Source organism: Amphibacillus sp. Q70 (genome assembly GCF_052055485.1).
Classification (GTDB): Bacteria; Bacillota; Bacilli; order Bacillales; family Amphibacillaceae; genus Amphibacillus.
On the sequence record NZ_CP197171.1, the window covers coordinates 2,477,154 to 2,489,822 of the forward strand.

Sequence of the window (12,669 nt, forward strand, 5' to 3'; positions counted from 1 at the left end):
CATAAAATATTTAAAAAATAATTTCAATAACCTCTTCCCAAAATGATAGAAATTTGTTAAAATACATTATCGTGAATAAATATACACTAATTAATCAATAAAAGAAGGGGATTACTAAGATGAGAAGAAATTATTTATTTATTATTATGCTATTTGTTTCAACTGTATTGCTTTTAGCTGCTTGTGGAGCTGGCGATGATCAAGATGAAACAGGTGATCAAGCAGCAGAAACGAATGATGAGGAAACTGAAGACCAAACACAATTGATTATGGGAACCTCAGCTGATTATCCACCATTTGAATCATATAATCCAGAAGGTGATATTGTTGGTTTTGATATTGATCTAGCTAATTATATTGCAGATGAATTGGGTGTTGAGTTAGACATTCGTGATATGGGATTTGATGGATTAATCGGTGCTCTACAATCAGGGCGTGTCGATATGGTGATCTCAGGTATGTCGGCAGACGAAGACCGTCGCGAGAATGTTGACTTCTCAATTGACTATCACCATTCTGGAGAAATGTTTGTGACACAGGAAGATTCTGATTTGACATCACTTGATGATCTCGATGGAACAACGATAGGTGTTCAACTGGGTTCAATTCAACAAGAAGGGGCCAAGGCACTGCAAGAGGAATATGATTTTGAAGTGAAAGCATTGGATGAAGCTCAAGGCTTGATACAAGAACTTTTGACTAACCGAATTGATGCTGCTTATTTAGATAAAGAAGTTGCTCTTGGCTTTATTGAAGCACAAGGTTTAACTGGGTTTGATGATCCGTCACGTTTAACTCCAGGTATGGCCGTTGCTTTTCCAAAGGACAGTGATCTTGTTGAGCAGGTCGATGAAATTATTGAACAAGCAATTGAAACAGGAGTTCTAGCTGAGTGGGAAGCTGAATGGTTATCTGAAGCTGAGTAAAAATATTATCATGAAAGAAGGTGTAGGGCATGGATTTGGAATTTAGCCAAATCGTGCCTTATATTCCTTTTATTTTAAAAGGAATATGGGTAACATTACAATTTGTCATTATATCAATCTTAGTTGGTTTTTTATTAGGGACCCTTTTAGCTCTATTTAAAATTAGTAGTATCAAACCTTTAAAATGGTTTGCTGATGGATATACATCGATTTTTCGTGGAACACCGCTTATCTTGCAGTTAATGCTTATTTATTATGCGGTCCCACAATTATTTGATTATGATATTTCGGCTTTTTTATCCGCTGTGCTAGCTTTTGGCTTAAACTCAGCCGCCTATGTATCTGAAATCATTCGGGGTGGAATTCAAGCCGTTGATCGTGGACAAACTGAAGCATCACTGGCTCTGGGTATCTCTTACCGTCGGATGATGGTTGATATTATTTTGCCACAAGCGATGAAAAATATATTACCAGCATTGATGAATGAATTTATCACTTTAACAAAAGAATCAGCGATTGTTTCAACAATTGGTTATGCAGACTTGATGCGTAGAGCCACAGTTGTGACAGCCGATATTTTTAAATACTTTGAGCCGTATTTATTTGTCGGTGTGTTATACTATTCAATGGTTATGTTGTTAACGATACTGGGAAGACGGTTAGAACGGAGGTTACAGCGAAGTGATTAAAGTTGAACAATTGTCCAAAAAGTTTAATGATAATGAAGTATTGCATGATATTAATGTTGAGATAAAAAAAGGTGAGGTTGTTTCCATTATTGGTCCATCTGGATCAGGGAAATCAACTTTCTTGCGCTGTATTAATTTACTTGAAAAACCGACAGAAGGGAAAATCTATGTTAGTGGGCAAGACTTAACCGCTCCAAAAGCGAATGTTACCAAAGCAAGAGAGAAAATTGGCATGGTGTTTCAACACTTTCATCTCTTTCCACATTTAACGGTTTTAGGAAATATTACTTATGCTCCTATTAAAGTCAAACAGTTAAGTAAGGCAGAGGCTGAAAAAAGAGGACGTGAATTATTAAAGCGTGTGGGTCTAGAAGACAAAGAAACAGATTATCCAAGCCGCTTATCAGGTGGGCAAAAACAACGTGTGGCGATTGCCCGTGCTCTAGCTATGGAACCTGAATTAATGTTATTTGATGAACCGACCTCTGCTCTTGATCCAGAAATGGTTAATGAAGTTCTTGATGTTATGAAAGATCTAGCCCATTCAGGAATGACGATGCTTGTGGTGACACATGAGATGGGTTTTGCTCGAGAAGTTGCTGATCGAGTTTTATTCCTTGATGAGGGAAGATTGCTTGAAACGGGTGATCCTAAGGTTTTCTTTGAAGAACCAAAAACTGAACGGGCACAAAGCTTTTTAGCCAAAATTTTATAATGAAAATATTGAACCCCCCAAGAACTTGTTTTCTTGAGGGGTTCATCTCGTTTCAACGTGTTTTGACAACTGTTATTCGTCGCATAAATGGAAAACCAAGTAAACAGAAACCTATTCCGATGATAAATAAAGTAACAAAAGACACCATGGTTATATTCGAGAAAATATCCATTAATCCACGAATAATCCAGCCTTCAAAGACACCGTGTAATGTGATAACAATGAGTAGACCCAATAAAGATCCGCCACCTATTAAACCTGTACGATAGAAAATTAAAGCCATTAAATATAGTAACGCCATAATAAAGAACATCACTAATGCATCGACGATAATACGCGTGACCCAATTATCAGTCAACAAAACAGCAGGGTGCCAAAAAATAAAATTGGTAATATTAAAAGCCTCAAATAGCCACTCTGTTATAAGTTGCAAAGTACTTGATAGAACAGCGATAATGATCGAATAAGCAAACATAAAATAGACTTGCATCAAATAAATATTTTTGCGCACCGCACCCATCTTCAAGCCAAATGCCACATTTCCTTTGACTAACTGGAAGGCGATAATGCCGACATTTGTGTAGGTGGCAAAAGGGAGGGCAAAATACATGTGAAATTCATCCATGCCAAGTAACAAATAGCAAACAACGGCTGATGCAAGCAGAATGCCGATTAAAATAGTGAAAAAGATTTTTAATGAACGAATGACGTCAATTGAATAGTAATAAAACATCCCTTTTATTTGATTATTCATAGTTATACCTCGCCTTTCTGTTCTGTTAAATGAATCATTAATTCTTGGATAGGTACACCATCTGTTTCCAATCCAAGTGCTTGTGCTTCTTTGCGATTGCCAAAAACATAGGCAAATGCACTTCCAGCCAAATCGGTACGTTGAATGATTTCTTTACCAGCGAGAAAAGTGTCTACTTTTTCTTTTGGTCCCGATATCGCTACTGTTTTCTCTCGCAAGTCTTCAGAAGTTTCTTGTAAAATAATTGATCCTTGCTGAAGAATAATGACTTCCTCAAACATTAAACTAACTTCATCGATTAAATGTGTGGAAAAAATAATGGTTCTTGGGTTTTCTTGATAATCTTCCAGTAGAATCTCATAAAACTTTTTCCGTGAAGGAGCATCCATTCCGATATAAGGCTCATCGAAAATAGTAATCGGTGCTCTGCTAGCTAAACCAACTGTGATCCCTAAAGCGGATTCCATACCTTTCGATAACGCCTTGATTTTGGCTGATTGTTTCAAATTAAAAATCTCTAGCAGTTCTTCCGCCATGTCTTGATCCCAATTCGGATAGAAGAAAGCATAAAGTTTTAAGGCTTGCTGTATTTTTAATTCTGGGCTGAAATTATTTGCTTCTTTAATCAGACAAATCGATTCTGAAAGTTTCTGATTTTCAAATGGGTTCTCTCCATCAATGGTAATATCACCCGAAGAAGCAAGAATTTGACCACTTAGAATATCCATAAATGTCGTTTTTCCAGCACCGTTTCTGCCAAGCAAGCCATAGATTTTATTACCTGCCAATGTGAGAGAAACGTTATTCAATGCATGCGTCGATCCATATGTTTTACTTAATTGATTAACTTTAATTTTCACTTTTCTCATCCTCTCGCTTGAACATGTTCATTAACTCTTGATGACTCATGTCTAATTTTTGTGCTTCTTTTTTCATTGGGAGAAAATAATTTTCATAGAATGTTTGTTTTCTTTTCTCAATGACAATTGCTGGTGCTTCTTTAGTGACAAACATTCCAACACCTCTTTTCTTGACTAAAATCCCTTCTGCAACAAGCTCATTCATCCCCTTTCCAGCTGTTGCTGGATTAATTTGATAAAATTTCGCCATTTCATTCGTTGATGGTGACCGTTCTCCAACTTTGAGTGAGCCATCGATAATTGAATCTTCAATCTGTTCTTTTATCTGCAGGAAGATCGGTTTGTTTTCATCCAATTCTTTTTTCATTAGCTTCATTCCTTAATTGGTTAATTACTTATGTAACTAACTATATAACGTTTTATTTGAATTGTCAACTTATTTTTTAATATTGACGTTTCAATTGACCATAGAAAAGGGAAACTATATAATAAAAGTAGCGTATATTTTATTACGACACTGGCAGGAAATGAGAGGTGTATAAAATGAATTCTGCACAATTCGAACGACTACCTCATTTTATAAGAAAAGAAATGGAGTCTATTTCTGAAAAAATTCGTCCTTTAATGAAGAAGGTATCGACTTACTATATATTTGGCTTACCCTTAATGTTAATCGGTATTCTCAATATTCTGTTCTTTTTATTTGATAATGGTCTGGATATGGAAAGTTACTTAGTTCCAATTGTATATGCATTTTTTGCTGCACTTGGTTTAGCACTATTCAATGAGTCTCGTCTTTTAAAGAAAGAGATTCATCAAGTAGGTAAAGATTATATCATCGAGAGAATTAATAAGAGTGAATTAATGGGAGATGAAGAGAAAAATCGTTATATTGCAAGTATAAAAAGGCAAGTGAAAATGGACTTACAGCCATTCTTTAAATTTTTAGCTGAGGAAAATAAACGAAATCAGGATGCTTTCTTTAAGTAAAAGGTAAAAGATAGTTAATAAAATGTTAATCCCCAACCCTTTCATCGATTCAGATAAAGAGGTTGGGGAGTATTTTTATTAAATAAGAAGGCTTAGCTAATCAACTTTATTGAATCCATAATTTAATGAGGTACAAACGCTGAACAAACGAATAGAAGTTAGACTTATATCTTTAAAGTGGAATTCGTCTTGTTCTAATTTCTGAAAACAATAAGGAAATAAATTCATAATCCAACTTATACTCTACGGCTGCTAAATAAGCTTCAATTAAAAGTTCGTCTGATAATAAATTCACTTTATCGCCTGCTTTCATAAGTTTTAAACAAATATGGTGTTAATAAGTTCTACGTTTGTTTACGAAAGAAATAGATAGTTGTGAAAATATATGAAATACTTTATTATTGTTGATAGTATTGTTCATTATGTTGCTATTGTTTTGAGGTGAAAGTGATGAAATTAATATGGGAAGCAATGCAATCGCCAATAAATAATTTACTCGGTATTTTTATTTATTTAACTTTATTCCTTTTTTGTACGATTTTGTTTGCTACAGCAATGCTATATTTAATTCCTAATCGATTATCAACACGATGGAAGAATGCCATTATTGGTTCAGTAGCCTTTATTGCCTTAATCATATCGTTATATTATGTCATATCTAAACAATTCTTTTGACATGTAGTTACTATGTTACCCGCTTTAACAATTATTAAACCTGAATTTTCGCTTTAGTAACTATATGGAACTTAGTAGACAGAAATCGATTAGCAAACTATTTATCAAACTCTTAATATAACTCATGTTATAAAATACATTCTAGTTGGGGGAAGTTGGCGATGAAAATTGGTTTTATTGGAACAGGGAATATGGCCACTGCAATTATTAAAGGAATAGTCGCTAAGGAATTTGCTGCAGCGAGAGATATCTATTTATACGATATTTTAACAGATAAAGTCCATGGGCTTGCTGACGAGGTTGGGGCAACTAGATGTTCATCTAATACAACATTGATTGAAGCGGTAGATGTTGTGGTCCTCGCAGTAAAACCGAATTTAATTGAGCAGGTTTTATTAGAAACAAAATCAGTCATATTAACAAAGAAGCCTCTATTGATTTCCATTGCTGCTGGTACACCGACCGATAAACTGTATCATTTTTTACAAACAGATCAAGAGATACCTATTGTTCGTGTGATGCCAAATGTGAATGCTTTGATTGGTAAAGGGGCAGCAGCTGTTTGTGGGCATGATTTTGCTACCGAACAACAAATAGATTATGTACTGAAAATGTTTCAATCTGTTGGTTCAGCTTGGCGATTGACTGAACAGGATTTTTCTAACTTTACTGCTTTGGCGGGAAGTTCACCAGCATTCGCTTACCTTTTTATTGATAGTATAGCACGGGCAGGAGTCAAGCATGGTTTACCAAAGGAGTTAGCAAATGAAATTGCCGCTCAAGCTGTTTTGGGTAGTGCTCAAATGGTTTTGGAAAGTGATGAGAGTCCATGGGCACTAATCGATCAGGTTAGCTCTCCGGGTGGAACAACAATTGCGGGTTTACTTGCTTTAGAAGAAGAAGCCTTCATGTCAACAGTTGTTAAGGGAATTGACACGGTAATTGCAAAAGACCAAGCGATGAACGAAGAATAAGTATCGTTGTTAAGGCGCATAAAAAGTCGGTTCTTCTACTAAAGAGACCGACTTTTTATCGGCTCTTTGTCAACTGTTTATTTTATTATTTTGATCGATTAGAGATTAGCTTCGAGGCTTTCCCGCAGTATATAATCGATAAATGATGCAGTGCTCTTGTACAGCCGACATATAACAATTTGATTGTTTGCTCTATAGCTGGATAATGGATTTCATCGACATCGACCATTAGAACAGAATCAAATTCCAACCCTTTTGATACATAGACAGGTAATAAAGAAATCCCGCCTTTATATGATTTATCTTCTGTTGTAATCATATTTAGTTCTGGGATTGCGTCTTTTAGTTTTGGGTAAACCTTGTTACAATCAGCTTCTGACCTCAAAATAACAGCTATGGTATTCATTCCTTGATCTTTCATCTCACCCACCCAAGTTATGATTTTCACTATTTTTTCTTCGGTTTTGACTTGTTGAATAGACACCTCTTCGCCGCTTCGAAATACTGGCTCTGCATAAGCGGGAGGGTTAGCAAGATGACTAAGAATGGTGTTAGAAAATGCAATAATCTCATAGGTAGAACGGTAGCTTTTCGTCATTTGGAAGAACTTTGAACGAGATGTGCCGAAAAGATTGATAAAGTTTTCCCATTCATCAATGCCTTCATTACTGTGAATCCCTTGTGCTAAATCACCTAATATGGTAAAGGATGCTGTTCGGGTACGTGCATTTAATACAGACACTTGATAAGGTGAAAAATCCTGAGCTTCATCGATCACAACATGATCAAATCGTTCATCTTTTTCGATCCCATACCAATAATCATGAATATCAAACAGGGGAGCCAGGTCATCTAAGGTTATTTTATCTTTTGAAGGTAAAAGGTCCGCTCTTTTCATCCTTTTTAAGATTTGCGCATATAGCTCATAAGGTTTTCTTTTTTTCCACTTTCGTAAATATCTTCTTAATTCTTTTTTTCCATCTTTCCTAGCTTGTTCCTGTTCTTTTTTTTCTACATACATTTTTGCTTCAATTTCGATCCAGCGTGTTAATTTTGCTTTTAGTCTTTCGTATTTCTTGATCACAGAGTTGTTTTTAAAATCTACTTTGATCCATGACTTAATTTTTTCTAGTGGAACTCCTTGTTTATTTTCCCAAGGAATAAAATCCTCCTCAGGCAGCCAATCTTTTTCTAATTGCGATAACTGCTCTCTGATTTGTTGCTGGAATTCTAAAGAGCCTTTCCAATTATCTGGTTGGACTGTACCAGATTCAAAAAATGCTTTTCTTCTTTCACTGAGAGATTCCAGCTTGCATGTCGGATCATCGATAATCGAAGTCATCACCCATTTAGGAAAAGTTGTCTGGACAATATCGCCGACACCTAATTCAGGTAGCACTTGTGAAATATAATCTAAGAAGATAGTATTCGGTGCAAAAATAATCATTCGATGCGCCATTAATTGCTCTCGATATTCGTATAACAGAAAGGCTAATCGGTGGAGAGCTACAGTTGTTTTTCCACTTCCAGCAGCTCCTTGGATAATGACAGCTTTGTTTAAGGGATAGCGGATAATTGTATTTTGCTCACCTTGGATGGTGGCAACAATGTCACGAAGTCGGTTATCTTTTTGATCACCCAGCTTATATAATAGGAATTCATCTCCACCAGACGTTTCCTGATCTCCACGAATATAGCGGTCTACTATTCTTTGCAGCTCCTGTTCGTAGGTAACGATATTTCTTTTTAAATAGATTTCACCTTCTATGACGCCATCCGGAGATTGATAATACACATCATCTTCACTTCCGCTAAAACTATAAAACAAGCTGGCAATCGGCGCACGCCAGTCAGTAATCAGGACTTCACCCGTATTCTCATCAAAGACACCAGCTTTACCGATATAAATGGCTTTCACTTCCTCATTCTCTTCATCTTTAAAATCAAGACGAGCGAAATAAGGTTCTTTCTTAGCAATAGTCAGAGATTTTCTTACTCGCTGCCTGCTGTCTTCCAATACATTCTCGGTAAAATCATCGCCGATATATTCAGGAATCTCGACTAACCGTTGATATTGTTTGTTGATAACAGCTAATGTTTTGTTTAATACCTGTTTTTCTTCCTCAAATGCCATTGTGAATCCCTCCTAACTAAATGTCTTGTTCATTTTAGCAATGAAAACAAGAAAAATATAGACTTATATATTCAGTTCATGTATACTATTAAATACAGCCATAGCAAAAATAAAATTACATATAATGGAAAACCGCCTAAGGAGAAATTTATTTCCTTAGGTGGTTTTTCTATTGCCATACTTTATAGGGAACATCGAATACGATGGAGATTTTGTGTAGGTATTTTGTAAATCGAAATCATTACTATTTACAAATTGAAGAAAATATTTTATAATATTCATTGTTCGTAATCATTACGATTTAAAGATAAGGGAATAGAAAATAAATAGTTAAGGTTGAAAGGAGGATAATCAAAATGGCTAAGAAATCTAAAATAGTTAAGGAGAAAAAACGCCAACAAATGGTTGCACAGTATGCAGAATTAAGAAGAGAGCTCAAAGCGAAAGGGGATTATGAAGCACTTCGTAAATTGCCGCGAGACTCTTCACCAACCCGTTTGAAAAATCGCTGTGAGATTACAGGCAGACCACGGGGCTATATGCGTCAATTCAACATGTCTCGGATTGCCTTTAGAGAATATGCTCATAAAGGTCAAGTCCCTGGAGTGAAAAAAGCTAGTTGGTAGTGAAAAAGTAAAGTAGTATAATAAGCTTTATTGACTTTTGTATTATAAGGCTCAAAAGAAAAAGCAAGGTTCAGACCTTGACGATAAGATACCTTTTCTTTCACATAAATACAATGATTAGTTAAAGTAGAAAATATTATCGCAGGAAATAACGATGTTGGTAAACTCATGTATAAAATATAAAACGAAACCCGTTGTTGACCTGAGTTTTACGGACGATTATCTGTGATAAAAATCGAAGAAAGGGCTGTTGCAAAAGGACGTTTTGTGACAGCTTCATTAATGTCTGCTAATTTTTTGTCATTATGACTTTGCGCCATGTGTAAAGGATAAGGTTTATGTTCGATCACGTAAAATTGGATCATTGATTGAGGGTCTCGCTTTAAAAGAAGAAAGTGAGTAACTCTGCTTAGAATGATCGTATTTATCTCATAGCTAGTGATACCATGCTCAGAATCATAGGAGAAGAACCATTTTGAACAGCCCAGACCTTTGAAATGTCCTTTTGTGTTTATTTTGTATCCCATTCACTTTACCTTTCATCACCTAAATGGATTCAAGTGTTGTAGCTAGTGCGATAATAATACTTACGTTTATTAAATCGATCAGCCTTCTAGTCACATAAAAAAGCTATTACACAATCTATTTTTCATTGTGCAACAGCCCCTTCTTCATTTTTATTATAAATAATTATTTTTCCATGTTAGCTACTAATCGACCTGTTACTTTATTATCTTCTAGCATCTGAATACCTTCAGGAATTTCATTAAAGGTTATTTCAGTTATTTTAGGCTTTACCTGGCCGCTAGCAAACAATTCATATATGTCTATAATATCTTGTTTAGTTCCTCCGTTACTTCCAACAATTGTTACTTGCTTTGTTATCCATGGAGTAACATTTAAAGTGGTCTCTAATTTTCCCATACCGACAAGGACTATTTTACCTTGGAAACCAATAGATTCTAAAGCTTCCCTAGTTGTTACATCAAAGCCAGCAAAGTCAATAATTACTTCAGGTTCAAATTGTTCGATTTCTTTTACACTTTCATAGGTTCCTGCAGCGCCTAGATCTTCAGCTAATTTACGAGCATTTGGGTTTGTGTCAATAGCATAAACAGTGGCTCCTTTAGCGATAGCAGCTTCTAAAGCGATTTGGCCTAATCCACCAATACCAATCATACCGACTGTCATACCTTCTTTTACGCCACCTTTAGTAAAAGTGGCATGATATGAAGTCATTCCTGCGTCGGTACCGGCAGCTGCTTCGGCAAATGATACACCATCAGGAATCATAACTAAGTCTTCGGCAGGTGCTAAAACTTTTGAACCAAAGCCTCCGTTATACGCATAACCTGGAGCCATTCCACTTGGACCCGTAGGACAGACAGCTACTTTGTCACCAACTTGATAGTCTGTTACACCTTCGCCAACTTCGCTAATAACCCCTGCAACTTCATGTCCCATAATAACAGGTAGTTCGCCAAGTAACGCTTTCCAACCTGGGTCTCTTAAAACTCCAACATCAGAGTGACAAAGGCCCGCCACTTTTGTATCGATGACAACTTTTCCAGCTTCAGCTTTTGGATCTTCTTTTTCCACTAATTCTAAGGGTTCATTTGTATTAACAAATTGCCAACCTTTCATGATAATTCCTCCTCGTAAATAGTTACCTCTATTATAAACAAAAAACGAGTGATTTCCAATAAAATTGAATAGTTATGGGTTATTTTAGGGTTTATAACAAGTTGTTATAAAAACAAATATAAGAAAATAGGCAAATAACCTTGTTATATGATTAGTCGTATTAACTGGCTTTGGTATGATGACTAGGCTATATTACCATAACAGATGTGTATAGGTTGGGGGCTTTTATTACAGCTAACCGTCCGTAAAACTCGGGGCAACAATGAGCTACTCGTCCCACCGAAAACATTTGGGACTGCGATTACTCGTCCCACCGAAAACATTTGCACTAGCACTTTCTATGCGTTGAAAAACTCTCACTGATTGTAGTTTCGTTTTATAAACAAGGTTAATTTGAATTGTATACCAATCAACCGTAATATATAATGTAATTAACTGTTAGGTTAGAAGGAGGAAATCATATGATTTGTTATATGGTGTGAACAAGTTAACCGGATTCCTTTAACAATCATGAAAAATGAAAAAGGAATTCAGGAGGAATTAGAATGGATAAAGAAGGTAAATTGAACTATCTAAAAGAAAAACAAGAGGAACGATTATTTTCAGGAGCCTATTATGCTAGAAAGGCTAAGGAAACTCTAGCGGGAAGTAATGGATTCGCCAATCGTTCTGAGAGAATCGATAATCAGATAAACACCAGATTTGCGATTGCCTCAGGAAGTAAAATATTCACAGCAATTGCAATTTGTAAGCTGGTAGAGGATGGGATAATATCTTTTGATTCAAAATTAAAGGACTGCCTAGATGTGGAATTTCCATACTTTGACAAAGGGATTACCATCCACCATCTACTGACACATACATCAGGTGTGTACGACTATTTTAATGAAGACATAATGGATGATTTTGAGTTATTGTGGAAATCACGTCCAATGTATCACATTCGTTCGCCAAGAGATTTTTTACCTATGTTTCAGTTCGAAAAGATGCAGGCAAACGTTAACAGTGAGTTTCAGTATAATAACACGGGTTATATACTACTAGGTCTTATTATAGAACAAGTGACTAAATGCAATTTTACTGAATTCGTTGAGGAGCGTATTTTTCATAAAGCTGGTATGAAGAACTCGGGATATTTCGAAATGGATTGCTTGCCTGAACGAACAGCACTTGGCTACATGGAAGACTCAGAAGGAACTTGGAAGACAAACCTTTATTCCTTGCCAGTTAAAGGTGGGCCAGATGGGGGCGCTTATGTCACGGTTGAAGATAGGATTAAATTCTGGAAGGCATTAATGAACTATCAATTACTGTCCAAAGAGATGACCCATATCTTATTGAAACCGCGTGTGGTAGTCGTTGCAGAGGATAATATTTATTATGGTTATTGCGGATATATGGAATTAGGCGACAATAAACAAATAGTTAAGTATATTCAGATGGGATATGACCCAGGAGTAAATTTTCGTGAAGTATATTATCCTGATACTAAAACAATAATTGCAGTCTGTTCTAATGAACAAGATGGTGCTTATGAGCTCTTGAAAGAAATTGAAAATATTTTATAACTAGAAAATGATTGAAGGAAAAGGGATTAACGAATGTGTTAGTCCCTTTTTGAGCGATCTATTATTATTTATCCGATTTGATTACTGAACACATCTATTAAAATCTCTAAGCTA

General features: G+C 35.8%; 15 protein-coding genes. 8 read left to right on the plus strand and 7 right to left on the minus strand.

Annotated features, from left to right (window positions below; translation table 11 throughout):
* The first annotated feature begins 119 nt into the window (after positions 1-119).
* The 3 genes from ACS127_RS10975 to ACS127_RS10985 are packed head-to-tail and all read left to right on the plus strand — an operon-like array spanning position 120 to position 2,330.
* The gene (locus tag ACS127_RS10975) at positions 120-926 is read left to right on the plus strand and encodes a transporter substrate-binding domain-containing protein (protein ID WP_440895084.1); all 807 of its coding nucleotides are present in this window, start codon (positions 120-122) and stop codon (positions 924-926) included.
* A 29-nt stretch (positions 927-955) separates the two neighbouring features.
* Entirely contained in the window at positions 956-1,615 is a 660-nt protein-coding gene (locus ACS127_RS10980) for an amino acid ABC transporter permease (protein ID WP_440895085.1), read from the plus strand.
* Positions 1,608-2,330 carry an amino acid ABC transporter ATP-binding protein gene (locus ACS127_RS10985; protein WP_440895086.1) on the plus strand — a complete coding sequence of 241 codons (723 nt, stop codon included), beginning with the start codon at positions 1,608-1,610 and terminating at the stop codon, positions 2,328-2,330. Before ACS127_RS10980 ends, ACS127_RS10985 begins: the two co-directional genes overlap by 8 nt.
* 52 nt (positions 2,331-2,382) lie before the next feature.
* Here the strand turns inward: ACS127_RS10985 and ACS127_RS10990 are convergent, their stop codons facing one another.
* The 3 genes from ACS127_RS10990 to ACS127_RS11000 are packed head-to-tail and all read right to left on the minus strand — an operon-like array spanning position 2,383 to position 4,311.
* Positions 2,383-3,084 (minus strand): hypothetical protein, encoded by a 702-nt coding sequence (locus tag ACS127_RS10990; RefSeq protein WP_440895087.1) that lies wholly within the window; start codon positions 3,082-3,084, stop codon positions 2,383-2,385.
* 2 nt (positions 3,085-3,086) lie between these two features.
* Positions 3,087-3,944 (minus strand): ABC transporter ATP-binding protein, encoded by an 858-nt coding sequence (locus ACS127_RS10995; protein ID WP_440895088.1) that lies wholly within the window; start codon positions 3,942-3,944, stop codon positions 3,087-3,089.
* Positions 3,934-4,311 (minus strand): GntR family transcriptional regulator, encoded by a 378-nt coding sequence (locus ACS127_RS11000; RefSeq protein WP_440895089.1) that lies wholly within the window; start codon positions 4,309-4,311, stop codon positions 3,934-3,936. The genes ACS127_RS10995 and ACS127_RS11000 overlap by 11 nt, the downstream gene beginning before the upstream one ends.
* Positions 4,312-4,487: 176 nt before the next feature.
* On the opposite strand from ACS127_RS11000, the gene ACS127_RS11005 reads away from it, so the two are divergent.
* Positions 4,488-4,934: a YwnF family protein gene (locus tag ACS127_RS11005; protein WP_440895090.1), complete on the plus strand. Its 447-nt coding sequence runs from the start codon at positions 4,488-4,490 to the stop codon at positions 4,932-4,934.
* A gap of 172 nt (positions 4,935-5,106) precedes the next feature.
* On the opposite strand, the gene sda is transcribed toward ACS127_RS11005, so the two are convergent.
* Positions 5,107-5,229, minus strand: coding sequence for a sporulation histidine kinase inhibitor Sda (sda, locus tag ACS127_RS11010; RefSeq protein ID WP_440895091.1), 123 nt, complete (start codon positions 5,227-5,229; stop codon positions 5,107-5,109).
* 155 nt (positions 5,230-5,384) lie between these two features.
* Between sda and ACS127_RS11015 the strand changes: the two genes are divergently transcribed.
* Both ACS127_RS11015 and proC read left to right on the plus strand, forming a co-directional pair.
* Entirely contained in the window at positions 5,385-5,609 is a 225-nt protein-coding gene (locus ACS127_RS11015; RefSeq protein WP_440895092.1) for a hypothetical protein, read from the plus strand.
* Positions 5,610-5,770: 161 nt separating this feature from the next.
* Complete coding sequence (proC, locus tag ACS127_RS11020; RefSeq protein ID WP_440895093.1) at positions 5,771-6,583, plus strand: pyrroline-5-carboxylate reductase; 813 nt, start codon at positions 5,771-5,773, stop codon at positions 6,581-6,583.
* An 85-nt stretch (positions 6,584-6,668) separates the two neighbouring features.
* Here proC and ACS127_RS11025 read toward each other — a convergent pair whose 3' ends face one another.
* Positions 6,669-8,717: a HelD family protein gene (locus tag ACS127_RS11025; RefSeq protein ID WP_440895094.1), complete on the minus strand. Its 2,049-nt coding sequence runs from the start codon at positions 8,715-8,717 to the stop codon at positions 6,669-6,671.
* 356 nt (positions 8,718-9,073) lie between these two features.
* On the opposite strand from ACS127_RS11025, the gene rpsN reads away from it, so the two are divergent.
* Positions 9,074-9,343, plus strand: a complete 270-nt coding sequence (gene rpsN, locus ACS127_RS11030) for a 30S ribosomal protein S14 (protein ID WP_440895095.1) — start codon at positions 9,074-9,076, stop codon at positions 9,341-9,343.
* Between the two features lie 209 nt (positions 9,344-9,552).
* On the opposite strand, the gene ACS127_RS11035 is transcribed toward rpsN, so the two are convergent.
* Both ACS127_RS11035 and ACS127_RS11040 read right to left on the minus strand, forming a co-directional pair.
* A complete protein-coding gene (locus tag ACS127_RS11035) occupies positions 9,553-9,870 on the minus strand; it encodes a hypothetical protein (protein WP_440895096.1) in 318 nt (105 codons plus the stop codon).
* A 163-nt stretch (positions 9,871-10,033) separates the two neighbouring features.
* Positions 10,034-10,987: a zinc-binding dehydrogenase gene (locus ACS127_RS11040; protein WP_440895097.1), complete on the minus strand. Its 954-nt coding sequence runs from the start codon at positions 10,985-10,987 to the stop codon at positions 10,034-10,036.
* 545 nt (positions 10,988-11,532) lie between these two features.
* On the opposite strand from ACS127_RS11040, the gene ACS127_RS11045 reads away from it, so the two are divergent.
* The gene (locus tag ACS127_RS11045) at positions 11,533-12,555 is read left to right on the plus strand and encodes a serine hydrolase domain-containing protein (RefSeq protein ID WP_440895098.1); all 1,023 of its coding nucleotides are present in this window, start codon (positions 11,533-11,535) and stop codon (positions 12,553-12,555) included.
* Positions 12,556-12,669 lie beyond the last annotated feature (114 nt).